Source organism: Parasphingorhabdus sp. (assembly GCF_039939955.1).
GTDB lineage: Bacteria > Pseudomonadota > Alphaproteobacteria > Sphingomonadales > Sphingomonadaceae > Parasphingorhabdus.
The window spans coordinates 430,025-455,905 of the sequence record NZ_JBDVHS010000005.1 but is presented as its reverse complement, the minus strand read 5'-3'; the positions used below and the strand labels follow the sequence as shown (position 1 = coordinate 455,905).

Here is a 25,881-nt window from a genome sequence, read left to right as displayed (position 1 = left end):
GGATAGATCAAACGGAATCCAACATGGTTGGTCCCAAGGTCTTTTTCCTGAAACTGGCGGGCCGATGGGGCTTAGCGGACCTTGATAATGATTGGCCTCGATATTCCCTGCTCGCAATTGTCGGGCTTCAGCCTTGGCTATAATCGAGATAACTGTCCGGACGGGCCAATGATATCAGCGTCAGGCCACAAGATTTTGCCCGTTCAATCGCGATGCTGGTCGGGACCGAGATGGTCACGAGGGTGGTGGCTCCCGCAATCACCGATTTCTCAACAATCTCATAGCTGCAGCGAGATGTTGTCAATACGAAGCCGGTTGATAGCAGTCGGTTTTTTCGGGCCATCGCACCGATCAGCTTGTCGAGTGCATTATGGCGGCCGACATCTTCCCGGACGCAAGCAATCTTGCCCGATTCATCGATCCATGCACCAGCATGCACACCGCCGGTCGCGATATTCAGTGGTTGATGATCCTGAAGGGAGGCTAGCGCGTCAAAAACATGTTGTTTCTGGATCGGTGGATGTTCGCTTACTTTCGGCAGCGGTTTGGCGACCAGTTCCAGGTTTTCCAGACCGCAGAGGCCGCAACTGCTTTCCGCAACGCGGGTTCGCGCGCGCTCGAAAATCATTTCCGCTTTCTCGGACGCGACATTGGCGCGAATAACCCAGCCTTTTTCATGACTATGGACATTGATTTCGCCCAGTTGATCAGCCCATTCGACCAGTCTCTCGGAAATTGCAAATCCGGTGACGAAATCCTCCAGATCGGAAGGCGTCGCCATCATTACGGCATAGCCGATACCGTTAAATTCTATCGAAACCGGAGCTTCTATCGCGACTTGTCGATCATCTCTTTCCGATGCTGCGCCGCCGGGACGAACGATCTGGGCGTCATAGCTGTCCATCTATGCCTCACCGATAGTCGCAGATGCCGGCACCTTCTGTGCAACAATCGTGATCGCCTGGGCGGCGACTTCCGACAGATCGGACTCATCGCTGGCACCATAGGTAATGATACGGTTCTTCATCCGCGGATCCCAGTAGAGCAATATATGTTCCGCCGTAGCCTCAGCCGCCGCTCCATCGTCCAATGTCCCGAAATTGCGCGTGATCTGGTCAAGCATATGGACAAGATGGTCGAGCGTATTCATTCCGCTGCTTCAACCGTCTCGATGCGTCGCGCCTGGTCCGAAAGCTGTTCATAATCTTCCTGCCAGTCAGTCGGACCATTGGAGGCGGAGACTTGAACGGCGGTCACTTTATATTCCGGACAGTTGGTGGCCCAGTCGCTATATTCTGTGGTTATGACATTGGCCTGCGTTACCGGATGATGGAATGTGGTATAGACCACGCCCGGTGCGACCCGTTCTGTCACCGTTATCCGCAGGGTTGTTTCACCCGAACGGCTCGACAATTTGGTCCAATCGCCATCTTTCAATCCGCGATTTTCGGCGTCTGTCGGGTGTATTTCCAACAAATCTTCCGGATGCCAGGCGGTATTCTCTGTCCGCCTCGTCTGCGCACCGACATTATAGTGTGACAATATCCGTCCGGTCGTCAGCAACAGCGGAAAGCGCGGACCGGTTTTTTCGTCGGTCGGCACATAATCCGTGACCACAAACTGCCCCTTACCGCGAACAAAGCCGTCAACATGCATGATCGGTGATCCGTCGGGCGCGGCCTCGTTGACCGGCCATTGCAGCGAGCCTTCTTCTCTCAGCCGGTCAAAATTCACACCGGAAAAAGTAGGCGTCAAGCGAGCGATTTCATCCATAATCTCGGACGGATGGGCATAGTTCCAGTCCAACCCCATCGCATTGGCCAGCGCCTGTGTGACTTCCCAATCTTCCATCCCGTTGATTGGAGTCATCACCTTATTGACTAGCTGGATGCGCCGTTCAGCGTTTGTGAACGTGCCATTTTTCTCAAGAAAGGTCGAACCCGGCAGAAAGATATGGGCGTAATTGGCGGTTTCGTTGAGGAACAGGTCGTGCACGATAACGCATTCCATCGCCGCCAATCCGGCCGATACGTGCTTGGTATTGGGGTCGGATTGCAGGATATCTTCACCCTGCACATAAAGCGCCTTGAACTCACCATCAACGGCGGCATCCAGCATGTTCGGGATGCGCAGTCCCGGTTCGGAATCGATCGGCACTCCCCAGTCAGCTTCAAACAAAGACCGTGCATCGGCATCCGAAACATGACGATATCCGGACAGTTCGTGCGGAAAACTGCCCATATCGCATGCGCCTTGCACATTGTTCTGACCACGCAGAGGATTTACCCCGACGCCGCGCCGTCCGATATTACCGGTCGCCATCGCGAGATTGGCAATCGCCATTACCGTCGAGCTGCCCTGACTATGTTCCGTCACGCCCAGTCCGTAGTAGATCGCTCCATTGCCGCCGGTTGCGAACAACCGTGCTGCAGCGCGCAACTCTTTGGAGGGCACGCGCGTTACGGCTTCCAACGTTTCGGGAGCATGGCGCTCATCCGACACAAAAGCGGCCCATTCTGCATATTCATTCCAGTCGCAGCGTTCGCGAATAAAATCTTCGTCAGCCAGTCCCTCGGTGACGATGACATGCGCCATGGCTGTCAATACCGCGACATTGGTGCCCGGTTGCAACGGCAAATGATGCGATGCCTCGATATGCGGGGATTTCACCAGTGCAATCTGCCGCGGATCAATGACAATCAGCTTTGCAGCCGGTTTTCCGTCAATACCCCGCAGGCGCTTTTTCATCCGGCTGGCAAAGACCGGATGGGCATCGGTTGGATTGGCACCGATCACCAATATGACTTCGCTATCCTCGATGCTGTCGAAATCCTGCGTGCCAGCGCTCGTACCGAAGGTTGTTTTTAGACCATAGCCGGTCGGCGAGTGGCAAACGCGGGCACAGGTATCAACATTATTATTGCCGAAACCTGCCCGGATCAGCTTCTGGACTAGGAATGTCTCTTCATTGGTGCAGCGCGAGGAGGTTATCCCGCCGACGCTGAGCCGGCCATATTTACTCTGGATGCGTTTAATCTCGCTGGCCGCATGGCTTAGTGCTTCAACCCAGCTGACTTCCCGCCATGGCTGATCGATACTTTCCCGGATCATCGGTTTGGTGATGCGGTCCTGATGATTGGCATAGCCCCAAGCGAACCGCCCTTTGACGCAGCTATGGCCGCGATTGGCCTTACCATCTTTCCACGGCACCATACGGACCAGCTGCTCGCCGCGCATCTCGGCGCGAAAGGTACAGCCGACACCGCAATAGGCGCAGGTCGTAATTTCCGTCCGGTCAGGCTTACCAATTTCGGCAACTGCCTTTTCCTGAAGCGTTGCAGTGGGGCAAGCCTCAACGCAGGCACCACATGACACGCATTCGCTCGACAGAAAATCATCATCCGGCAGGCCGGCGGAAATTTTGGAAGCAAAGCCGCGACCATCCATGGTCAGCGCGAATGTCCCCTGCACTTCGTCACAGGCCCGGATGCAGCGTGAACAGGCGATACATTTGGACGGATCAAAATCAAAATAGGGGTTGGACGTATCTTTCGTCTCGCCAAGGTGATTGGCACCTTCATAGCCATAACGGACATCGCGTAATCCGACATTCGCGGCCTGATCTTGCAGCTCGCAATCATTATTCGCACTGCAGGTCAGGCAATCGAGCGGGTGATCGGATATATACAACTCCATCACGCCCTTGCGTAATTTTTGCAAATGCGGCGTCTGGGTTTTCACCACCATATCGTCTTCAACCGGCGTCGTGCAGCTTGCCGGCGTACCCCGACGGCCTTCGATCTCGATCAGGCAAAGTCGGCAAGATCCGAAGCTTTTGACATTGTCAGTAGCACAGAGCTTGGGAATATTATTGTCGATTTCCGCTGCTGCGCGCATCACGCTGGTGCCGGCCGGGACGACAACTTCCTTACCATCGATCGATAGCTTTACCGTTTCACTGGCTTTGGATGCCGGTGTGCCAAAATCTTTCTGCGGCTGGTAGGTCATGACTTGTCCTTTACCATATCAGCGCTTGCTCCGAAATCCTCGGGCCAATGTTTGATTGCGCTCATCACCGGATATGGTGTGAAACCGCCAAGCGCACATAACGATCCAAATTTCATGGTTTCACAAAGATCGGAAACGAGCGACAGTTCCTCTTTCACGCTGCGCCCCTGTTTCGGCGCATTGTGCATTTGTGGCAGGCTTTCAACTGAATCTGCGGCGGCCCGTCCGCCGGATTTTATCCGGTCCAGCACCTCTATCCCGCGGACTGAACCCAATCGGCACGGCGTGCATTTGCCGCAACTTTCAGCGGCACAAAATTCCATCGCAAAATGGGCTTGAGAGAGCATGTCGGCCGTCTCATCAAACACAACGACACCGCCATGGCCAATTAATCCATCGGCCGCGGTGAAAGATTCATAGTCGAATGGCAGATGGAAATCGCTAGCCGGATGATAGGCCCCCAGTGGGCCGCCCACCTGCACGGCTTTGACAGGCCGACCGCTCTCCGTTCCGCCGCCGATGTCGTTGACCAGTTCGCCCAGCGTGATGCCGAAGGCCGTTTCGAACAGGCCGCCATATTTCAGATTTCCGGCCAATTGGATCGGCATAGTGCCGCGCGAACGTCCCATGCCATAATCGGCATAAGACTTTGCCCCATTTGCCAGAATATAAGGAACAGCCGCGAGGGTCAGGACATTGTTCACCACCGTGGGCTTACCGAATAGTCCTTCTAGGGCGGGAAGTGGAGGTTTTGCGCGAACTTCGCCACGCTTGCCCTCAAGGCTTTCGAGAAGCGAGGTTTCCTCGCCGCAGACATAAGCCCCTGCCCCAACGCGAACCTCGATATCAAAGGGCGCGACGATATGTGCGCTTGCCTTGATCGCCGCGTTCAGCTTGGCAATCGCATGCGGATATTCGCTACGGACATAGATATAACCTTTGCCAGCTCCAACGGCGAGACCTGCAATCGCCATGCCTTCGAGCAGACAATAAGGATCGCCCTCCATCAACATCCGGTCGGCAAAGGTTCCGCTGTCGCCTTCATCCGCATTGCAGACGATATATTTCCGGGATCCCTCTGCACCAGCAACGGTCTTCCATTTGATCCCCGCTGGAAAGCCCGCACCGCCTCGACCACGCAGGCCAGATTCCGTGACAGTCTCAATGATAGCATCAGCGCCCATTTTACGGGCTTTTTCTAAGCCCAGCCAGCCGCCGGTTGCCTGAAAATCTTCCAGATCAAGCGGCCGGGTCATACCGGCCCGTGCAAAAGTTAGTCGCTGTTGTTTTGCAATGAAGGGATGATCCTTAATCTTGCCAATATTGAGACCGGATGATCCATCCAATATCGCCGCGACATCATCCACCGTCGCCGGTCCATAGCCCAGGCCATTAACCTCGACGAGCGGCTCCAGCCAGGACATGCCCCAGCTCGAAACACGCACAATTTCAGCATCCGGTGCTGCCTTTTGGATCGCTTCGGCAATTTCGTTGGCGCCACACGCAAGTGCCAGCGCATCATCAGAGATAGCAATCCGCAAACTCATAGCGATTCAATCAACCGCGTGAGTTTCTGAATATCGAGCCGCGCGTGCACGTCCTGTCCGATCATCGCATTGGGACCAGCGCTACAAAGGCCGAGGCAATATACGGTTTCAATCTCGCATTTGCTTTGCGCCACGGTCGATATATCTGCCGCCAAAGCATCGCAACCGCGCGCCTGGCAGGCTTCGGCCCGACATAGTTTCAAAACAGGCAATTCCGGGGGAGTAGATTTGTAATCATGATAGAAGCTCACCACGCCCTGAATCTCTGCGGGGCTCAAATTGAGGCTATCGGCAAGATGCCGCTTGGTTTGTTCGTCAACGCAAGAAAATTCTTCCTGAATATCATTCAAAATGGGTAGCAATGGCCCCTCGCAGCCCGCATGAACCGCGATAATTTCGTCAAGACGCGCCGTTTTGTCCATCACAGTCGTTTGGCATGCCAATACAAATGATCTGCCATGAACGTCGAGATGAAATAATAGCTGTGATCATAGCCTTTGCGCATATTCAGGCTGAGCTTCATGCCCGCCTTTTCGCAGGCATCCGCTAGCAAATCAGGCTTAAGCTGTTCCTCGAGAAAATTATCCGCAGTGCCCTGATCTACCAATATGTCGGCAACGCGCGCGCCATCCTCGATCAATGCGCAGGCGTCATATGCGCGCCACGCCGCCCGGTCGCTACCGATATATCCACCGAGCGCCTTTTCACCCCACGGGCAATTGAGCGGTGAAACAATCGGCGAGAAAGCAGACACGCTTTTATACCGGTCCGGATTGCGCAGTGCGATGGTCAGTGCGCCATGGCCGCCCATGCTGTGCCCAAATATCGCCTGTCGGTCCATATCCGCGGGAAATTCCTCGGCGATCAAGGCGGGTAGTTCTTTCTCGATATAGCTGCGCATCCGGAAATGCTTGGCCCATGGCTCTTCGGTCGCATCGACATAGAAGCCCGCGCCCTGCCCCATATCATAGGCTTCATCATCGGCCACACCCTCGCCGCGCGGCGAGGTATCGGGCGCGACGATGATCAAGCCCAGTTCGCTGGCCACCTTCCGATATTCACCCTTTTCCATAACATTGGCGTGGGTGCAGGTCAGGCCGGAGAGATACCAGACCACCGGCAGCTTCGCGCCCTTGTCATGATCGGGGACGTAGACGGCGAAGGTCATGTCCGTGCCCGTTTCGGCGGATGCGTGGGAATAGACGCCCTGCGTTCCGGCGAAACTTCTGTTGGTGGAGATGGTCTCCATTAAAAGACCACCACGCTGCGGATGCTTTCACCCGCATGCATCAGGTCGAAGCCCTTGTTGATCTCTTCCAGCGACAGCGTGTGTGTGATCATCGGATCGATTTCGATCTTGCCATTGACATACCAGTCGACGATTTTCGGAACATCGGTCCGGCCGCGCGCGCCGCCGAAAGCCGTGCCCTTCCAGACCCGTCCGGTAACCAGCTGAAACGGTCGCGTGGAGATTTCCTTGCCGGCCTCGGCCACGCCGATGATGATGCTTTCACCCCAGCCACGATGGCAGGCTTCCAGCGCCTGACGCATCACGTCGGTATTGCCGGTGCAATCGAACGTATAGTCCGCGCCGCCGTCGGTCAGCGCCACCAGATGTTCGACGATGTCACCCTCAATTTTCGCCGGGTTGACGAAATGGGTCATACCAAATTTCTTGCCCCATTCTTCACGATCATCATTGATATCGACGCCGATAATCTTGTCCGCGCCAACCATCCGGGCGCCTTGCAGCACGTTCAGGCCGATGCCGCCGAGCCCGAAGACGATGACATTGGAGCCGGGCTCCACTTTCGCGGTGTTGGTCACCGCGCCGACGCCGGTGGTGACGCCGCAGCCAATATAGCAGCTGGTGTTAAACGGCGCGTCCGTGCGGATTTTTGCCACCGCAATTTCCGGTAGAACGATGAAATTAGAGAAAGTCGAGCAGCCCATATAGTGATAGATGGCCTCGCCCTTGTAGGACATCCGACTGGTACCATCAGGCATCAGGCCCTGTCCCTGAGTTGAGCGGATGGCCGTGCACAGGTTGGTCTTGCCGGACAGGCAGCTTTTGCACTGGCGACATTCCGGCGTGTAGAGCGGGATCACATGGTCGTCGGGTGCTACGGAGGTAACGCCCGGCCCCACTTCGCGCACGATGCCGGCGCCTTCATGACCGAGAACACTAGGGAACTTGCCCTCGCTATCGAGCCCATCGAGCGTGTACGCATCGGTGTGACAAATACCGGTCGCCATAATCTCGACCAAGACCTCGCCCGCTTTAGGGCCCTCCAGATCAAGCTCGACGATCTCGAGTGGCTTTTTGGCTTCAAAGGCTACAGCTGCGCGGGTCTTCATTTTCATTCATTCCTTTTACTGATCGATCGATCATGATTTACGACTATGAATTCGGTTATCGTTAGATGAAGCCACCGGATTGCAGGCAACGACTAAATCTATCCGAACATCACTTGGACCTGATGGAGTCCCAAAGCGCATTCAATATCGGTAATAGATGCGGTCGTAAACGCTCGGGAATTGATAGCTCCAATTCCCTTTCGTGATGGTCAACCACTGCCTTCACCTCCCGAAGCAGCTTTTTCCCTTTGCCAGTCAGCAATAACCCTTGCGAACGACCGTCTACGGGCTCCTTGGAAATCAAGGAACGGTCCAACAGTCTAGCGACAAGAGGCACCATGTTCGCACGTTGGATATCCAACAACTTACCCGCATCGCTTTGTGTCAATTTAGGGTTGACCTCCACCAGTATCAGGAGCGAAACATCGCTATGCCGCAACCCGAATTTCGCAAGCCCCCTATTCAATTCCGTCAAGGAAGCAGCCGCAGCCCGGCTCAATACATATCCAGGCAATGATGAGAGGGGATCGATCATTTCCTCCCTATAAGAAATGCTATTGGCAATAGCAATATCAACCGCTATGAGTCATAACAATCAAGCAGTGATAGGAACTCGATATGACCGACCGCAAAGAAGAAGATACTGTAGCTTATGAGATTAAGAACGGCATTGCCTGGGTGAAGTTCAACCGCCCGGAAAAACGCAATTGCATGAGCCCGAAACTGAATCGGCAAATGCTGCGGGTGCTCGATGAGCTGGAGTATAATGACGATGTTGGTGTCTTGGTCCTAACCGGAGAAGGTAATAGCTGGTCAGCCGGTATGGATCTGAAAGAATATTTCCGGGAGACCGAAGCAAAAGGCCTTCCGGGCATTCGGCAGAGCCAGCGCGAAGCCTATACGTGGTGGGAGCGGCTTCGCTGGTACCAGAAAACCACGATTGCCATGGTCAACGGCTGGTGCTTCGGCGGCGGTTACGGACCGCTCTATGCCTGCGACCTCGCCTTTTGTGCGGATGAAGCCCAATTTGGCTTGTCGGAAATCAACTGGGGCATATTGCCGGGCGGCGGCGCGACCAAGGTCGCAACCAATCTGATGCCGCTGCGCAAGGCCATGTATCATACACTGATGGGTGAGAATTTGAGCGGTCAGGAAGCGGCGGAAGCCGGACTGGTCAACGAGTCCATGCCGCTCGATCAGTTGGAAGCGCGGGTTACGCAAGTTGCAAACACGTTGCTCTCAAAAAACCTTGATACGCTCAAGGCGTCCAAGGATGCCGTTAAACGCGTCATCGAAATGACCTTCGATAATGCCCAAGACTATTTGGTCCGTGCGCAGGAAGCATTGAATTTTCATGACAAGACTGACGGTCGCCACGAAGGCATGAAACAATTTCTGGACGATAAAAGTTTCAAACCGGGGCTCGGTACCTATGATAAATCAAAGGCAGGAGCCGGTCAGGACTGAACAGAACATTGATTTTTCGTCATCGGGACCGTCTGCGCAGGCATTGACAATATAAGCCAGCTGTTCAAACAGCACCGCTTTCGTGATGATCATCAACAAAACCGGAAATGACAGATAGGCCATGCCGACAAATCGACAAATATTGACATTGTCCTGCCCAGACCAGCCGGGACTGGTCGCCAGCGTGGCCAAGATACTGTCAGATAATGCTGGAAATATCGTCGATTCGCAGCAGTTCAACGACGCTGAGACCGAACATTTTTTTATGCGCGTGGTCTTTGACTTACCGGCCAGCCCCAATGCCGATGCCATCGCAGAAGCGCTGCAAAGCTTCGCCGCAGCGAAGCACATCATATGGAAGCTGCGCCGCAACGACGACCGGCCCAAGGTGATGATCATGGTCTCCAAATTTGACCATTGTCTCGGCGATCTGCTCTATCGCCATCGCATCGAAGAACTGCCGATGGATGTAGTCGGCATCATCTGCAACCATCCCCGCGAAGCGCTCAAAATATCGATCAACGGTGACATTCCCTTTCACCACCTCCCGATCACAAAAGACACAAAGCAGCAACAGGAAGCACAGGTCAAACAACTGGTTACCGACAGTGGCGCGGATCTGGTGGTACTAGCCCGCTATATGCAGATATTATCAGACGATCTCGCCGGTTTTCTGTCGGGCCGCTGCATCAATATTCACCACAGCTTCCTGCCCGGATTCAAGGGCGCCAAGCCATATCACCAAGCACATGCGCGCGGGGTCAAGATGATCGGCGCCACTGCCCATTATGTCACAGCCGACCTAGACGAGGGACCGATCATTCATCAGGACGTCGAAGCCATCAGCCATGCCGACACACCCGAAATGCTGGTCAGCAAGGGGCGTGACATAGAACGCAGGGTGTTGGCGCAGGCCGTTCATTATCATCTCGCGGACCGGGTACTGCTGAACGGTCAAAAAACGGTCGTTTTCAAAAACTGATTTTATCACCCGCGGGCAACTGGACTTTCGAAAGGATCAGGAGAATTCCTCGGTATCGATCGTTTTCTGGATCATCTCGCTGTAGCGCGGTCCGGCAACACTTGCCTGATTGATGAGAGCATCTAGACGAGCCTTGGTATCTGCAGAGATTTTCCAATCCCACCGTGCGAGATTTTCTTCCAGATGCGCGACGGAAGCCGTTCCGGGAATGGCCACGACATGCTTCCCTTGGGACAGCACCCAAGCCAGCGACAATTGCGCAGGCGTCACGCCTTCTTCCGTTGCAATCGCATTGAACTGATCTACCAATTCCAAGTTTTTCGGCCAATTGTCATCATTGAATCGCGGCATGGTGCGGCGCAGGTCTTTCTCCGCCAGCGCCTCTACATCGCGGACGCCATTGGCCAAAACGCCGCGGCCTACAGGGGAGAAAGCCACCAGCGTCGTGCCCAGCTCCTTGCAAGCTTCCAGAACTGCGATTTCCGGATTGCGGGTCCACAGCGAATATTCCGTCTGAACGGCGGCGATGGCATGCTCCGCCGCTGCTTTTTTCAACGTCTCGGCAGACATTTCGGACAATCCGATGCTGCCGATTTTACCTTCCTTGATCAAATCCGCCATAGCGCCGACTGACTCTTCAATAGGCACAGTAAAGTCACGACGGTGCATATAGTAAAGATCGATGCGATCGGTTTGCAGGCGTGCCAGTGACTCCTCGACGCATTTGCGGATCGCTGCAGGACTGCAATCGACGCCCCGTTTTGCGCCATCAATAACCAGTCCCATTTTCGTCGCTAGAAAGAATTCGTTCCGGCGACCGTTGAGCGCGTTACCGATCAGTGTTTCGTTATGCCCCAAACCGTAGATATTCGCCGTATCAAGATGATCATAGCCAATATCCAGCGCCCGGTGCAGCAATTTTGCTGCATCATCCTCGGATGGCGGCACGCCATAAGCCCAAGAGAGAGACATGCAGCCCAGCCCGATAGGGTTCGTATTTTTGCCATCAATGGCGCGCTTAGAAATGCTCATAACGGTAAACCCACATAATTTTCGGCGATGCTGGTCTGCGCCGCCGTACTGCTCGCGATATAGTCCAGTTCGGCCATCTGCATCTGCCGTTCAAACGAACCATCATCAGGAAAACGATGCATCAACTTGGTCAGCGACCAGCTGAAACGTTCGGCTTTCCAGACTCTTGCCAATGCTTTGGCGGAATAGCCTGCAATCGCATCATTATCACCATGTTTAAAAAATCCGGTCAAGGCATCAGACAGATAGGCAACATCCGAAGCTGCCAAATTCAAGCCCTTAGCACCGGTGGGGGGCACAATATGCGCTGCATCTCCCGCCAAGAAGAGGCGCCCATGACCCATGGGTTCAAATACATAGGAACGCAGCGGAGCGATGCTTTTTTCGATCGCCGGCCCCCGCGTGATATTGGCCGCTGCTTCCGGGCCCAGGCGAATAGAAAGCTCATCCCACAGCCGCTCATCCGACCAATCTTCCACTTTTTCGGTCAGGGGAACATCGATATAGTAACGACTGCGCGTCTTGGAACGCATCGATGCCAGTGCAAAGCCGCGCTCATGATTGGCGTAAATCAGTTCCTCGTGACAGGGTGGCACGTCGGCCAATATGCCCAACCAGCCAAACGGATAGACGCGTTCATATTCCTTCGCGACACGTGCTGGAATTACCTTTCTGGACGGACCATGATAACCGTCGCAACCGGCGATAAATTGGGTGTCTATCCGATTGACTTTCCCGCCTTTTTCAAAGGTAAGATAGGGATTGTCACTTTCGACGTCATGAAGCGCCACGTCAGCGGCTTCGTAAATGATTTCCAGGCCCCGTTCGGGCGCTGCATCCATCAGGTCCCGCGTCACTTCAGTCTGCCCATAGACCGTTACATATTTGCCGGTCAGCCCAAGCGTATCGATCCGGATCAGCCGTTCGCCATCGGCAAGCGCGAAGCCCGCTTCTTTCAGGCCTTCACTGTGCAGCCGTTCGTTAATACCCAGACGATCCAGAAAATCTGTCGTGGTTCGCTCCAGCACGCCCGCTCTGATCCGTCCCAGAACATAGTCCGGCGACTGGCGCTCCACGATGATACAATCGATGCCTTCTGCGCGCAGCAAATGGCCGAGAAGCAGCCCGGCCGGTCCGGCACCGATTATAGCGACCTGGGTCTTCACCCGAGTTGCTGTTCCAGATCATGTAGAACCTTATAGCAGGGCAAGACTTGCGCGACCGAACTGTTCGGCTCCCTACCTTCGCGGATCGCCGCAATAAATTCACGATCCTGCAACTCGATCCCGTTCATCGACACATCAACATTGGACACATCAATGGCTTCTTCCTTGCCATTCACCAGATCATCATAGCGCGCGATATAAGTGTCAGTGTCGCCAATATAACGGAAGAAGGTGCCGAGCGGCCCGTCATTGTTGAAACTCAGCGACAAGGTGCAGATCGCGCCGCTCTCCGCTTTTAGCTGGATCGACATATCCATGGCGATACCCAGTTCCGGGTGGATCGGCCCCTGAATGGCATTGGCCTGCACAATCGGCCCCGCCTGATAGGCAAATAGGTCCACCGTATGGGCCGCATGGTGCCACAGCAGATGATCAGTCCAACTGCGCGCTTCGCCTTTGGCGTTCATATTCTGGCGACGGAAGAAATAGGTTTGCACATCCATTTGCTGGATATTGAATTCGCCCGCCTTTATCCGGTTGTGGACATATTGATGCGACGGATTGAAGCGCCGTGTATGGCCAACCATGCAGACCAGACCGGTCTCTTTCTGCTTATCCAAAACCGCTTGGGAATCTGCCCAGCTGTCGGCCAGCGGGATTTCCACCTCGACATGCTTGCCGGCGTTCATCGCCTTGATCGACTGATCCGCATGCATCTGGGTCGGTGTTGCCAATATCACCGCATCGACATCATCCCGTTGCAGCATCGCGTCATAATCGGTGGTTGCATAACCGACGCCATATTTGTCCGCCATAGCCTGCGTCGGCTCTTGACGCCTACCAACCAAAGCCGTGACTTCCACGCCATCAATATTCTTGAGGCCATCCAGATGTTTTTCACCAAAAGCGCCGCCTCCGGCCAGTGCAATTCTCATGATATATGCTCCGTCAAATTTAGTTGTCAGGCTCAAGCACAATGTGCCCGATTGCTGTGTTGCTGCAGGGAATATGATAGTGACGATGCAGGCATTTGGTCTTCTTGCCCAAAGCCCCGCGCATGATCAGCCACATCACCATCTCAATGCCCTCGCTGCCGGTTTCGCGCAGATATTCGATATGCGGAATATCGCGGGCCGCGTCGCTATCGCCGACCAGCGCATCAAGAAACTTATTGTCCCATTCACGGTTAAGCAGGCCAGCGCGCGGGCCTTGCAACTGATGGCTCATGCCACCGGTCCCCCATATCTGGACGTTCAGGTCATCGGGGAAGCTTGCGACAGCACGCTGAATCGCTTCACCGAGCGTCCAGCAACGGTTACCGGAAGGCACCGGATAAGTGACAACATTGACGGCAATTGGCACGACTTTGACAGGCCATTTTTCGGGCTGGCCATACATCATACTCAGCGGCACGGTCAGGCCGTGATCGACATCCATTTCATTGATAATCGTCATATCGAAATCGTCTAGAATCAGACTTTGCGCGATATGCCAGGCAAGGTCAGCATGCCCTTCTACATCGGGAACAGGCCGCGGTCCCCACCCCTCATCGGCAGGCTTATATTGCTCACCGCAACCGATCGCGAAGGTGGGGATGATATTGGCATCAAAGGCGGAGGCATGATCATTGTAGACGAGAATAATGACATCGGGTTTTTCGGTTTCTTCCCATTTACGGGTCCACTCATAGCCTTTGAAAATGGGACCGAAATAGTCGTCCTGTGTCTTCCCTTGATCGACCGCGACACCCAGAAGCGGGACATGGCTTGAGCCTACACCAGCGGTAATGCGCGCCATCTCAATAGCCTCCCTTTATCGAGCGATTGCCTTTTGCCGGGCGCCCGCCCTGCATCATCATATCGCGATATTCCGGAAAGCTCATGTCGGTCATGGTCGAGACGGCTTCGGCAAAGCTGATGCCATCGGTCGAGAATATCTTGCTAAGAAAATAGATGTTTCCGCCCAGTTCCAGCATTCGGTTATAGTCGCGGTTGATTACGGCTTGCCGCTGCGCATCGGAAAGCGGCCATTCGGCAAGATAGGCTTTTTCATCCGCCTTCCAGCGCTCGCGATTTGCTCCGTCCATCAAGCTCATAGCAAACTGATTTAGATGATATCCTTGCCGAGCACGCACGGCGGTAAACACCCGCGTGCCCGGGATATCCTCAAGTTCAGCAAGATAGGCATGGATATCGGCTGGTCCGGTCATAAACTGCTTTCTGTCTTTCGGGTTCGTTCAATCATCCGGCGAGCGCGGACGCCGCCTTCGTCGATGTTATAGGCTTGCAATTTGCGATCGGGATTGGCCGCTATCGAGCGCTGTTGGGCTTCCAATATTTCAACATCCTCTGCGAAAACACCGCTCTGCTGTTGACGGAAACGGGCACCGAAACCGGGATCATCGGTCCGGAAGTCCCGCGCCATGCCCCAGAAATAGTGGCTGTGCGTTTCATCCTGTGGCGTCATCACATCGACCACAAAACCGCGCACGCCCTGATCATGCTTTTCAAGGGTAGCACCGGCTTCTACCGGTGCGACGCCAACATCAATGATCACCGCAGATGGCGCAATAAATTCGCAAATCTGCCAGCGGTCCACACGCCCCTCCTTGCCAAGCGCACCTTTCCAAAATGGTGGCGGGTCGATATCGGGAATCCAGCGCTCGACGAACACACGGTCTTCAGTGACGCGTGTCTCGAGGGGTGCTTCCATCAACTCCTGCTGGCCGATAGAGCCTTGATGGACATAAGTCTCGTGCGTCAGGTCCATCAGATTGTCGATTAACAGCCGATAGTCGCAAGCGATAGAATAATAGCCGCCTTCGAAGGCCCATCCTTCTGCCGAGCAAGGCCATAGTTCCGGAATCAGTTCCGGGTCGGCGGGCTTGTCGCCCATCCATATCCAGACAAAGCGATGCCGTTCGTGCACCTCGAACGTTTCCGTGCAAATGCGTTTGTTCACCGGATCGGATTTCAACGGCATTTCCTCGGCGACACCGTCCGGACCGATTTTAAGTCCGTGATATTTACAGCGGACGGAATCGCCTTCCTTGATACCCATAGACAAAGGCAGCATGCGGTGAGGACAGCTATCCCGCATGGCAACTACATCACCATCCAGCTTGCGCCACAGCACGACCGGCACGCCCAATATCGTTCGGCCAAGCGGCTGCGGGCCAATTTCGTAGTCCCATCCCGCCACATACCAAGCGTTTTGGATCCAGCTGCTCATAGTCCCCGCTCTTTCAATTTAGCGTCCAGCCGGGGATAGACGCGCCGGGCATTGCCCTCGAAAATCGCGTGCCGTTCGGCGTCGCTAATATCGAGCGCGTCGACATAGCGCTTCGTATCATCGAAATAATGACCGGTCTGGGGATCAATGCCACGCACCGCGCCCACCATCTCGCTACCGAACAGGATGTTCTTGTTGTCGATCACATCGGCCAGCAACGTCACGCCGGGCTGGTGATAGACACAGGTGTCAAAATAGACATTGTTCATCACATGCCCAGACAGATCGGGCTGCTTAAGCATATCGGCAAGGCCCCTATAGCGACCCCAGTGATAAGGCACTGCGCCGCCGCCATGCGGGATGATGAAACGCAGGTCCGGGAAATCCTTGAACAGATCCCCTTGAATGAACTGCATGAAAGCAATGGTATCGGCCGCGATATAATAAGCGCCGGTCGCGTGCATGGCTGGATTGCAGCTGCCCGAAACATGAATCATGGCGGGCACATCCAGCTCGACCATTTTCTCGTAGAAAGGATACCAATATTCGTCGGTCAGCGGCGGATGTTCAAACTTTCCACCACCCGGATCGGGATTGAGGTTGCAACCGACAAAGCCCATATCGACGCAACGTTCCAACTCCTCGATACTGCCCTGCATGTCCGCCTTCGGGCTTTGCGGTAGCATGCAAACCGGCACAAATATCTCTGGATAAAGATCGACACAGCGTTTGATCAGATCATTGTTCACCTGCGCCCATTTGCTGGCAACGCCTTCATCGCCGATATGCGGAGCCATCGCCGAAGCGCGGGGCGAGAATATCGTCATATCCGCGCCGCGTTCTTTCAGCAGCCGGATCTGGTTTGCCTCCAGCGTCTCACGAATTTGATCATCGGAAATCTTTGGATAAGGTCCGACCTGTTCTCCCGCCGCGAACGCCGCTTTCTGCGCCTCGCGCCATTCGTTATGCGCGGTCGGGGCCGTGGTATAGTGACCATGACAATCAATAATCAGGCTCATTTCGCCCATCCTTCCTTATTTGGCATTTCCCGCTGACGGACAATCGTGCCCTTGGTCATCAACGGTTCGACGCCCAATGCATCAAGGGTCAAAGCGACTTGTTCCATTTCTTCCGCCCGGCGCAGGCCATGGGTTGTCATGCGCTCAAGATTATAAGCGGCCTTTTCAGTCCATTCCGTCCCAAGAGACTCCAGGACCTCTTCACTCACATCAGCTTCGTGGGCGGCCAGCATCATCTCTGCGGTCAACGCCTCCATGCCTTTTACCATGATCGAACGGATCATCTTGATCGATGATGCTTTTCCGACCTTACCGTCCACAACACGAATATTGTCGAATCCCAAATCGGTGAGAACAGCCGCGCCTTCGGCGGCGTAAGCGCCAGAAAGCAATAGCGGCACATGCAGTTCGGCAGGATGGACCGGTGCCATGATCGCGACATCGACGTAACGCCCCTGCGCCTTTTCAATATATTCTGCCGCCCGATACTTGGTATCCGGCGCCACGGAGTTCATATCAAAAAACAGTGCTCCGGGCGCGATGCTCTGAGATGCTGCTTTTGCCACCGCCATTGCTTGATTGGCCGTAACAAGGCTCAATATCGCCGGTGATTGCTGGAGCGCATCCGGCAACGCAGCACATCCGGCAACTCCGACCGCACCATAGTCCGATTGTTTGTCCTGAACGTCATAGGCGCGCGCAGAATCACCCCAATGCCCCGCCCGCGCAAAGGTCGAACCCGCTTCACCAAAACCGATAAGAGATACAGATTGCATGATGATTCATTGCTATCTGGAACCCAGTAAATCTACCAATCGGAAAGCAGGGCCGGGTATAAGATAAAGCGAATTTAGGTTATCGAAGCCCTATCAAGAATCTGCATAAAGTCCCGCTGCATTGCGGTTGGCATCCACCCTGTGCGGGTGGTTGCACCAATATTTCGGTGTATACCTTTTGGCGGCCCACCGATGGTCGACAGCCAATTCGCTTCTAACTCCACCGCCACCTGATCGGGCGACAATAGCGTCAAAAAGTCACTTTCGAGCAATATCTGACGGATCGTGATCACCGAACCACATTCTATCGGAACATCCGGACAGTCTATTCCAGCCGATTCAAACATATGCTCCCAACGCATCCGCAAAGGCGTATCCGGCGCAGCAATGATCCACGGATAGCTGGCAAGTTTATCCAGATCGCTCCGCTGATCCCGCAGCGGATGATCATATCGACCGATAATCACTGGATGGTCTTCAAATAGCGAGCGTTGCTGCACGTCATCGCCGGGCGCCGGATCGCGCAATGCACCGATCAAAATATCAAGCTCACCGTCACGGAGCGGTTCGATAAGCTCGGCATGACTGCCTTCAACAATCCGGACTTCGCTCTCGGGATAAGCCTTGTGAAATTCCGCTACCGCCTTTGGCAGCAGCCGCGCCCTGCATAAAGGCATGGCTCCGATGGATATGGTTCCCGTTTCCTTACCCTTGAGCGCGTCCAGTTCCGATAGGCCTGCGGCAAGCTCTGCGCGGGCCAAACGAAAGGAACGTGCCAGAGATCGCCCCTGCGCCGTCAGCGCCATGCCCTTTCCGCGTCGCTCCAGCAATTTCCGCTTCAAGGCAATGCTAAGATTGGCGACGGAACGATGAAGGGATGGCTGGGCCAGTCCCGACATCGCGCTGGCGGTTGGATAGCTACCATGTTCCGCGACGGACAAAAAAGCCCGCATTTGCGCCATGGTCACCCGGCTGGAGCCGATATTGACCAGCGCCGCGTCAATCCTTGGCGCGAATATAGTCGCTGCAGGCGTCGGCGTCATCCCGTCGGTATGCCGTTCGAATAGCGGCTGCCCCAATTGCGTCTCTAGCTTTACCAGCCCCTGGGTTATCGCCGGCTGCGTCAGATTCACCGCATCTGCGGCGGCGCTAATGCTGCCTTTATCGCAGATTTCCATCGCTGCATATAAATGACGTAAGTTGAGATCCCACAATTCCATGAATCAAGGATTAGCATGATCTTATAGCCTCATCCAAGTTCCAAATTGCGCTGTTGCCGATAGACTGCAACAGTGATGCGACTATCAGAAGGATGGAAAATGGCGAATATTGTTGTTCAGAATATCAAACGGACCGATCTGGAACTGGTCGATGCGCTGGGCAAATGCGGTGTTGCCACAGTCCACGAAGCGCAGGGTCGAAACGGCCTCATGGCTTCGCACATGACTCCGATCTACGCCGGTGCACGGATCGCTGGAAATGCCGTCACGATTTCCGCAGCGCCAGGCGATAACTGGATGGTCCATGTCGCCATCGAACAGATGCAAGAAGGCGACATATTGGTTCTGGAGCCCACGAGCCCATGCGAAGATGGCTATTTTGGTGATCTTCTAGCAACATCTGCGCAAGCACGTGGCGGTCGCGGCCTGATCATCAACGCGGGTGTACGTGATGTGCGAGACCTTACCGAGATGAATTTCCCGGTCTGGTCCAAGGCGGTTTACGCTCAGGGCACGGTCAAGAATACATTGGGGTCGGTCAATGTTCCGGTCGTCTGCGCTGGCGCGCTGGTCAATCCGGGAGATGTTGTGATTGCCGACGATGATGGCGTTTGCGTTGTCGCACGCGAACGGGCGGCCGAAATACTCGAAAAAGCGCAAGAGCGGGAAGCGAACGAGGAAGAGAAACGGCAGAAGCTGGCAAGCGGCATATTGGGTCTGGACATGTACAATATGCGCGAGCGGCTGGAGAAAGAAGGCCTGAAATATGTCTGACGGCCCACTGGCCTCGGCGCGCGTCATGTGGATGCGCGGCGGCACGTCCAAAGGCGGCTATTTTCTGGCGGAGGGCCTGCCCGCCGACCAGGCGGAACGGGATGCTTTTCTGCTCCGCATCATGGGCTCCCCCGATGAGCGACAGATTGACGGCATGGGCGGCGCCGATCCGCTGACTAGCAAAGTTGCGATTATCAAAAAATCGAGCCGCGACGGCATTGATGTCGATTATCTATTCTTGCAGGTCTTTGTCGATCAGGCGCTCGTCAGCGATGCGCAAAATTGCGGGAACATTCTCGCCGGCGTTGGCCCCTTTGCCATCGAGCGCGGATTGGTTGCCGCCACGGGTGAGCAGACCAAAGTCACCATTTTCATGGAGAATACATCCCAGACCGCCGTAGCTACCGTCAAAACGTCGGGCGGCATACCGGTCTATTCCGGTCAAGCCAGAATTGATGGCGTACCCGGAACAGCAGCACCCGTGCCCTTGGAATTCCGCGATACGGCGGGATCAAGCTGCGGGGCTCTGCTGCCCACCGGCAATGCCGTCGATATTATCAACGATGTGCGCTGCACCCTCATTGACAATGGCATGCCCTGCATCGTGATGAAGGCGAAAGATGTCGGCGCAACCGGTTATGAAAGCCGCGAAGAACTCGACGCAGCCGAAGCGGTGAAGGCCCGTATCGAGGCGATCCGGCTGGCCGCTGGCGAGCGCATGAACCTGGGCGATGTCGCGGAGAAATCTGTTCCCAAGATGATGCTGGTCGCCGCGCCCCGAAACGGCGGCGCGATCACCGTGCGCAGCTTCATTCCCAGGCGCGCCCATGCCAGCGTCGGCGTACTTGCCGCGGTCACGGTGGCGACGGCCTGCCTGATCGAGGATTCGCCAGCCGCAGAGGTTGCGAATATTCCCGCCGGAAACCGGAAAACCATGTCGGTCGAGCATCCCACCGGTGAAACCACCTGCGTCATGGAAATCGACGAGGCGGGCACAGTGACCAGCGCCGCGATGCTGCGGACCGCGCGCAAATTGATGGACGGAGAGATTTTCGCATGAGTGACGATTCACAGGGCCGCATCACCAGTTGGCATAGCAATCCGCCGAAACCAAAATTCACCCCGCCGCCGGGTGCCGTGGACGCCCATTGTCATGTCTTTGGCCCGCAAGCCTCCTTCCCGTTCAGCCCGAAGGCGAAATATCACCCCGAGGACGCCGGGCCGGACATGCTCTTTGCCTTGCGCGACCATCTGGGTTTCGACCGGAATGTGATCGTCCAGGCGAGTTGCCACGGTACCGACAACAGCGCCACCCTTGATGCCATTGCCAAGTCAAACGGCAAAGCGCGCGGCGTCGCCGTGGTTGATCCGGATATCAGCGATACCGAACTTGTGGCACTGCACGAGGGCGGCATTCGCGGCGTGCGGTTCAATTTTCTCAAGCGGCTCGTCGACAATGCGCCCAAAGACAAGTTTCTCGAAGTCGCCGACCGCCTGCCCGCCGGGTGGCATGTCGTGATCTATTTCGAAGCCGATATATTGGACGAGATGCGCGCCTTTATCGATGCTATCCCGGTGCCGGTGGTGATCGACCATATGGGTCGCCCCGATGTCAGCCAGGGTCCCGATGGTCCAGAGATGAAGGCCTTTCGCACCATGCTCGATACCCGCCCTGACATCTGGTTCAAGGCCACCTGCCCCGACCGGCTCGATGCAAGCAACGATCCGTGGGATCGCTTTGCCCAAGCCGTCCGACCGCTGGTCGAGGATTATCAGGATCGCGTGATATGGGGCACCGACTGGCCCCATCCCAATATGCAATCGAACATCCCAGACGACGGCCATCTGGTCGATATGATCCCTAGGATTGCGGTGACCGAGGAACTCCAGCGCAAGCTGCTCGTCGACAATCCGATGCGCCTGTACTGGCCGGAGACTATCTGACGCCTTGACTCGTTGCTGCCATCTGACCGGTCAGAACATGATTGGCAGTTGATCTTCCGGCCAAGTTCGTTTCAATCAATATAAAGAGCCGAGGCTTTTGGCTGACCGAGGTTGATGTCTTTCATAGGCACAGCCGGAGTAAAGCCTGGTCGCCATGGGCATCAGATTGAGGGACGGGGATATATGCAGGATTACAGTGATATACGTGAGGAAGTTTCCAAGCTTTGCCAGAAATTTCCGGGAGAATATTGGCGGGCGCGGGACAAGGCGCGCGAATATCCCAGCGATTTTGTCGCCGCTCTCGGTGAGGCGGGCTATCTTGCAGCCCTGATCCCCGAAGAATTTGGTGGCGCCGGTTTACCGATTTCGGCAGCGGCAGCGATCCTTGAGGAAATTCAGGCGCAGGGCTGCAATGGCGGCGCGGTGCACGCGCAAATGTATATCATGGGCACGATGTTGCGCCACGGATCGGAAGAGCAGAAGGCTCAATATCTGCCTCGCATTGCGACCGGCGAATTGCGCCTGCAAGCCTTTGGTGTGACCGAACCGACCAGCGGCACCGACACGCTGGCGCTCAAGACCGTGGCAAAGCGCGATGGCAATGATTATGTCATCAACGGCCAGAAATTGTGGACCAGCCGCGCGGAACATAGCGACCTGATGCTGTTGCTCGCCCGCACCACATCGCGCGATCAGGTCGACAAGCGCACCGACGGCCTCTCGGTCTTTCTTGTCGATATGAACGAGGCGCTGGGCAACGGCCTGACGATCCGGCCGATTGACACGATGATGAACCACAGCACGACGGAGATATTCTTCGATAATATGCGCGTGCCAGCCGCCAATCTGATCGGTGAGGAAGGCAAGGGATTTCGCTATATTCTGTCCGGCATGAACGCCGAACGGCTGCTGATCGCGGCGGAATGTATCGGCGATGCCAAATGGTTCATCGAGAAATCAACCGCCTATGCCAAGGAGCGGGTCCTGTTCGACCGTCCGATCGGCCAGAATCAGGGCGTCCAGTTTCCCATTGCCCGCGCCTATGCGCAGATGCGCGCCGCCGAACTGCTGGTCCACGAAGGCCTGCGCAAATATGAAGCGGGTGAAAATTGCGGCGAGGAAGCCAATATGGCCAAAATGCTCGCAGCCGATGCCAGCTGGGCCGCGGGTGAAGCCTGTGTCCAGACCCATGGCGGCTTCGGCTTTGCCGCAGAATATGATGTCGAGCGCAAGTATCGCGAAACCCGGCTTTATCAGGTTGCCCCGATCAGCACCAATATGATCCTGTCCTATGTCGCCGAACATGTGCTGGGCCTGCCAAGGAGCTATTGATGAACGACTGGTCGGACTGGATCGGCAAGAGCGAGACCCGCCATGACGTGGTCACGCCGGGCCTGCTGCAACGCTTTTGCGCGACCATCGATACGCCCGTCACCGACGATATTCCGCAGGGGCTGCACTGGTGTCTCTGCCTGCCCGACGCGCCGACCACACAACTCGCCGAAGATGGCCATCCCGCAAAAGGCGGCTTCCTGCCGCCTATTCCCCTGCCCCGCCGCATGTGGGCGTCGAGCAGCGTCTCTTTTGATCACGCACTGCAACCGGGTGATGCCGTATCGCGCATCTCGACCGTAGCCAATATCGAAGAGAAATCCGGAAAGTCCGGCGATCTGGTATTTGTCGCTGTCAATCATGAAACCCGCGTCGGTGATCTGGTGGCGATCCGGGAACGGCAGAATATCGTCTATCGGGCACCCGCGCCGAGCGCCGCGCCGACTGCCCAGATCAGCAGCGTTCCGCCAAATCTTGACGGCTGGGACTGGCAACAGAAAATCACGCCATCCGAACCCCTGCTGTTCCGCTATTCGGCGCTGACCTTCAACAGCCACCGCATCCACTATGACAAGCCCTATGCCACGCAGGAGGAAGGCTATCCCGGGCTCGTCGTACAGGGGCCGCTGATGGCGACATTGTTGCTCAATCTGGCGGCGAACCAACTGGGCGCAAAAAAGCTATCCCGCTTTTCCTTTCGGGGACAAGCGCCCGCCTTCGCCAATGCCGCGCTCTATCTCGTCGGCCGGCGGCAGGATGAAAATGTTACGCTGGCCGTGCTAGGCAATGATGGCCGGGAAGTCATGACTGCACAGGCGACGATCTGAGAATAGGCGACCACCGGTCCTTCCAACATTCCAACCGAAGCTAGAAACGGTTGGCGTTCATCAGGCTGATTCGATTAAAATGGCACTGCAGATGTGCGGGATCGCTTTTCCGGCCTCGATATATTGAGCGGGAAATAGCAGAGAATTGTGGAGGAAGATGTCGGGGTGATTTGCCGCGACAACCATAGAGTTGGCGTCGCTCATCCAAAAATCGCCATGCCCAAATGGCACGATTGGCTTTCAATTCTGTGAGAAGAAAAAAGAAGCCCGACGGCCGGGTCGCAAATAACCGCCGGACTTCTCCTGGATACCCAAAAAGGGTTGTTGCGGCACCATGATTGAACGGAATAAACTGCTCTATCAAATCGCTGCCGCAAGATTCTGTTAACCGAGACTTTTTGCGAACACTGTGATTGCCGTCACTCGACAATGAAAAATATTGTCAAACCGTCCGTTTCGACCGATCTTTCTGGTTTTGACCTTGAATTGCCTCCTTGGCGGCTGTCCATTGGTCGTCACCCCAAGCAAGCAATTGTGAAAAATTGCCGCCACCCGCCAGATAGCTGCCACCATCAATGGCAATCGTCTGGCCCGTCAGATATTCGGCACCTGGCCCCAGTAGGAAGGCAGCAAGATTCGCCAGTTCGTGCATTTCGCCGGGCCGGTCTATTGGCGCACCGCTATGTTTCCGTTCTTCCTCGCTACCGGTCGGATTGAGGCGACTCGACATACCCTCGGTCGGAAATAAGCCGGGTGCAATGGCGTTCAGCCGGATATTATGACGCGCCCATTCTACGGCCAGGCTCTGCGTCATCACATTGATCCCGGCCTTGGACATCGCGCTAGGCACAGTGAAAGCGCTGCCGTTCCAGACCCAAGTCGTGAGGATAGAAATAACATTGCCGCGCGTTCCACCCTCGATCCAGCGCTTGCCGATATCATGGGTCATATAGAATGTGCCGCGGAAGACGATATTGGCAATCGCGTCAAAGCCGCGGATAGACATATCTTCCGTACGGGAAATAAAATTACCAGCTGCATTGTTGACCAACCCTGTCAGCGGACCATGTTGCTGCCAGATGATATCGTTCATCTCGCTGATCATCTCGGCACTGCGGATGTCGCACGGATGCGGAACAACCTTTCCGCCATGTTTCTCGACCAGTTCTTCTGCCGTTGCCTTGCATACATCGCCCCGCCGGCCGCAAATATGCACCTCGGCGCCCAGTTTGAGCAGGCCTTCGGCCATTTCCTTACCAAGGCCGGTGCCGCCGCCGGTTACAAGAATGCGTTCGCCCTTCATCAGGCCATCGCGGAACATGAGTTTGCTGGTGTCCATATCATCCTGTCCTATATTTTTTATATGCCACTCATGCGTGATGAGTGCGCACATTCAAACTAGCAGTAATGATGCATTGGAAAAGGTGATAATTGGTACAGGTCCGGCAATATCGGGACGCGCTATCACACTAGGATTCACCAACGAAAAACGGGAGCCTATCCGAAGATAGGCTCCCGCTGCGCCTCTGTTGGGGCTGCCTTCGTCTTGCGACTCCGGTGACCGCTTGTTCGGCGTCCGGTTTCCGGGCCAAATACGTTGATGGTTAGTGGTTTTCCACGTGTCCGCTTGCGCTTCTTCGCTTCGGTTCCCAACCCGCATTAGGTCCAGTCACCCGATGATCTTTGTCGGTCCGATCCGTTCCAGCTTGCGCCTTTCCTTTTCGGTCTTTCTCCAATCATCGATCGAAAGATCATTCTCTTTTTCTTGCGAAAAACAAACTGGTCGTCTCGATCCTCTTCCGGGTTCCGTCCTGTCCTGCGGGTCATTGCTGACTGGTCGCTGGTTCGTCCGTTTCCCTTCCGGTGATTGAGATATGACTCCAGGTCTCGAGTCGGACCTAGTGGAAAATGGGGAGTTATCCACAAGCGATAAACTTAGCGGTGGAAAACTCCTGCCGAAGCGGTGAATAAAATTTTATTTGGGATTGGTCAGCAAAATATTGCAATTTTGTCCGCTGGTTCGGCCCTTCGCTTTGGGAGGGGATAGTGGAAGGACCGAACCTTTGGACCAATCCCGGCGCCTCATTCGGGAGGAGGAGGAGGAGGCTGCCGGGACTGTAACTGTTTGCCTCAGACCTGTACCGTCGTGAACAGCAACACGCTGCTAACGGAAAGGGCGGCGACAATATTGAAAAGCG

The 25,881-nt window shown here is 55.4% G+C and carries 25 protein-coding genes; 7 read left to right on the top strand and 18 right to left on the bottom strand.

The window, feature by feature from the left end:
• Positions 1–127: 127 nt before the first annotated feature.
• The 8 genes from fdhD to ABJG22_RS07430 all read right to left on the bottom strand — a co-directional run bounded on the left by fdhD (position 128) and on the right by ABJG22_RS07430 (position 8,448).
• Positions 128–904 carry a formate dehydrogenase accessory sulfurtransferase FdhD gene (fdhD, locus tag ABJG22_RS07465; RefSeq protein ID WP_348019620.1) on the bottom strand — a complete coding sequence of 259 codons (777 nt, stop codon included), beginning with the start codon at positions 902–904 and terminating at the stop codon, positions 128–130.
• Entirely contained in the window at positions 905–1,150 is a 246-nt protein-coding gene (locus ABJG22_RS07460) for a formate dehydrogenase subunit delta (protein ID WP_348019619.1), read from the bottom strand. It lies immediately after the preceding gene.
• The gene (fdhF, locus tag ABJG22_RS07455; RefSeq protein WP_348019618.1) at positions 1,147–4,008 is read right to left on the bottom strand and encodes a formate dehydrogenase subunit alpha; all 2,862 of its coding nucleotides are present in this window, start codon (positions 4,006–4,008) and stop codon (positions 1,147–1,149) included. The genes ABJG22_RS07460 and fdhF overlap by 4 nt, the downstream gene beginning before the upstream one ends.
• A complete protein-coding gene (locus ABJG22_RS07450) occupies positions 4,005–5,555 on the bottom strand; it encodes an NADH-ubiquinone oxidoreductase-F iron-sulfur binding region domain-containing protein (RefSeq protein ID WP_348019617.1) in 1,551 nt (516 codons plus the stop codon). Before ABJG22_RS07450 ends, fdhF begins: the two co-directional genes overlap by 4 nt.
• A complete protein-coding gene (locus ABJG22_RS07445; RefSeq protein ID WP_348020319.1) occupies positions 5,552–5,977 on the bottom strand; it encodes an NAD(P)H-dependent oxidoreductase subunit E in 426 nt (141 codons plus the stop codon). Before ABJG22_RS07445 ends, ABJG22_RS07450 begins: the two co-directional genes overlap by 4 nt.
• Positions 5,977–6,804, bottom strand: coding sequence for an S-formylglutathione hydrolase (gene fghA, locus ABJG22_RS07440; RefSeq protein WP_348019616.1), 828 nt, complete (start codon positions 6,802–6,804; stop codon positions 5,977–5,979). The genes ABJG22_RS07445 and fghA overlap by 1 nt, the downstream gene beginning before the upstream one ends.
• Positions 6,804–7,913, bottom strand: a complete 1,110-nt coding sequence (locus tag ABJG22_RS07435; protein WP_348020318.1) for an S-(hydroxymethyl)glutathione dehydrogenase/class III alcohol dehydrogenase — start codon at positions 7,911–7,913, stop codon at positions 6,804–6,806. Before ABJG22_RS07435 ends, fghA begins: the two co-directional genes overlap by 1 nt.
• A 109-nt stretch (positions 7,914–8,022) precedes the next feature.
• Positions 8,023–8,448, bottom strand: a complete 426-nt coding sequence (locus ABJG22_RS07430; RefSeq protein ID WP_348019615.1) for a MarR family transcriptional regulator — start codon at positions 8,446–8,448, stop codon at positions 8,023–8,025.
• Between the two features lie 83 nt (positions 8,449–8,531).
• On the opposite strand from ABJG22_RS07430, the gene ABJG22_RS07425 reads away from it, so the two are divergent.
• Positions 8,532–9,380: a p-hydroxycinnamoyl CoA hydratase/lyase gene (locus tag ABJG22_RS07425; protein ID WP_348019614.1), complete on the top strand. Its 849-nt coding sequence runs from the start codon at positions 8,532–8,534 to the stop codon at positions 9,378–9,380.
• A 121-nt stretch (positions 9,381–9,501) separates the two neighbouring features.
• Positions 9,502–10,362, top strand: a complete 861-nt coding sequence (gene purU, locus ABJG22_RS07420; RefSeq protein WP_348019613.1) for a formyltetrahydrofolate deformylase — start codon at positions 9,502–9,504, stop codon at positions 10,360–10,362.
• Between the two features lie 36 nt (positions 10,363–10,398).
• Here the strand turns inward: purU and ABJG22_RS07415 are convergent, their stop codons facing one another.
• The 9 genes from ABJG22_RS07415 to ABJG22_RS07375 form a co-directional block, all read right to left on the bottom strand.
• On the bottom strand, positions 10,399–11,394 hold the full coding sequence (locus tag ABJG22_RS07415) for an aldo/keto reductase (protein ID WP_348019612.1): 996 nt from the start codon (positions 11,392–11,394) through the stop codon (positions 10,399–10,401).
• Complete coding sequence (pobA, locus tag ABJG22_RS07410; protein ID WP_348019611.1) at positions 11,391–12,560, bottom strand: 4-hydroxybenzoate 3-monooxygenase; 1,170 nt, start codon at positions 12,558–12,560, stop codon at positions 11,391–11,393. The genes ABJG22_RS07415 and pobA overlap by 4 nt, the downstream gene beginning before the upstream one ends.
• Complete coding sequence (locus ABJG22_RS07405; protein ID WP_348019610.1) at positions 12,557–13,495, bottom strand: Gfo/Idh/MocA family oxidoreductase; 939 nt, start codon at positions 13,493–13,495, stop codon at positions 12,557–12,559. The genes pobA and ABJG22_RS07405 overlap by 4 nt, the downstream gene beginning before the upstream one ends.
• A gap of 19 nt (positions 13,496–13,514) precedes the next feature.
• Complete coding sequence (locus ABJG22_RS07400) at positions 13,515–14,357, bottom strand: class III extradiol dioxygenase subunit beta (RefSeq protein WP_348019609.1); 843 nt, start codon at positions 14,355–14,357, stop codon at positions 13,515–13,517.
• Between the two features lies 1 nt (position 14,358).
• Positions 14,359–14,769 (bottom strand): protocatechuate 4,5-dioxygenase subunit alpha, encoded by a 411-nt coding sequence (gene ligA / locus ABJG22_RS07395; RefSeq protein ID WP_348019608.1) that lies wholly within the window; start codon positions 14,767–14,769, stop codon positions 14,359–14,361.
• On the bottom strand, positions 14,766–15,791 hold the full coding sequence (locus ABJG22_RS07390; RefSeq protein ID WP_348019607.1) for an aromatic ring-hydroxylating dioxygenase subunit alpha: 1,026 nt from the start codon (positions 15,789–15,791) through the stop codon (positions 14,766–14,768). The genes ligA and ABJG22_RS07390 overlap by 4 nt, the downstream gene beginning before the upstream one ends.
• On the bottom strand, positions 15,788–16,810 hold the full coding sequence (locus ABJG22_RS07385; protein WP_348019606.1) for an amidohydrolase family protein: 1,023 nt from the start codon (positions 16,808–16,810) through the stop codon (positions 15,788–15,790). Before ABJG22_RS07385 ends, ABJG22_RS07390 begins: the two co-directional genes overlap by 4 nt.
• Complete coding sequence (locus ABJG22_RS07380; protein WP_348019605.1) at positions 16,807–17,586, bottom strand: DUF1932 domain-containing protein; 780 nt, start codon at positions 17,584–17,586, stop codon at positions 16,807–16,809. Before ABJG22_RS07380 ends, ABJG22_RS07385 begins: the two co-directional genes overlap by 4 nt.
• Before the next feature lie 74 nt (positions 17,587–17,660).
• Positions 17,661–18,806, bottom strand: a complete 1,146-nt coding sequence (locus ABJG22_RS07375; RefSeq protein ID WP_348019604.1) for a LysR family transcriptional regulator — start codon at positions 18,804–18,806, stop codon at positions 17,661–17,663.
• Positions 18,807–18,905: 99 nt separating this feature from the next.
• Here ABJG22_RS07375 and ligK point away from each other — a divergent pair, with 99 nt between their 5' ends.
• The 5 genes from ligK to ABJG22_RS07350 all read left to right on the top strand — a co-directional run bounded on the left by ligK (position 18,906) and on the right by ABJG22_RS07350 (position 23,683).
• Entirely contained in the window at positions 18,906–19,580 is a 675-nt protein-coding gene (gene ligK / locus ABJG22_RS07370; protein ID WP_348019603.1) for a 4-carboxy-4-hydroxy-2-oxoadipate aldolase/oxaloacetate decarboxylase, read from the top strand.
• On the top strand, positions 19,573–20,640 hold the full coding sequence (locus tag ABJG22_RS07365) for a 4-oxalomesaconate tautomerase (protein WP_348019602.1): 1,068 nt from the start codon (positions 19,573–19,575) through the stop codon (positions 20,638–20,640). Before ligK ends, ABJG22_RS07365 begins: the two co-directional genes overlap by 8 nt.
• Positions 20,637–21,524: an amidohydrolase family protein gene (locus ABJG22_RS07360; protein WP_348019601.1), complete on the top strand. Its 888-nt coding sequence runs from the start codon at positions 20,637–20,639 to the stop codon at positions 21,522–21,524. Before ABJG22_RS07365 ends, ABJG22_RS07360 begins: the two co-directional genes overlap by 4 nt.
• A gap of 183 nt (positions 21,525–21,707) precedes the next feature.
• Entirely contained in the window at positions 21,708–22,856 is a 1,149-nt protein-coding gene (locus ABJG22_RS07355) for an acyl-CoA dehydrogenase family protein (RefSeq protein WP_348019600.1), read from the top strand.
• Complete coding sequence (locus tag ABJG22_RS07350; protein WP_348019599.1) at positions 22,856–23,683, top strand: MaoC family dehydratase N-terminal domain-containing protein; 828 nt, start codon at positions 22,856–22,858, stop codon at positions 23,681–23,683. The genes ABJG22_RS07355 and ABJG22_RS07350 overlap by 1 nt, the downstream gene beginning before the upstream one ends.
• Positions 23,684–24,125: 442 nt before the next feature.
• Here ABJG22_RS07350 and ABJG22_RS07345 read toward each other — a convergent pair whose 3' ends face one another.
• A complete protein-coding gene (locus ABJG22_RS07345) occupies positions 24,126–25,022 on the bottom strand; it encodes an SDR family oxidoreductase (RefSeq protein ID WP_348019598.1) in 897 nt (298 codons plus the stop codon).
• Positions 25,023–25,881 lie beyond the last annotated feature (859 nt).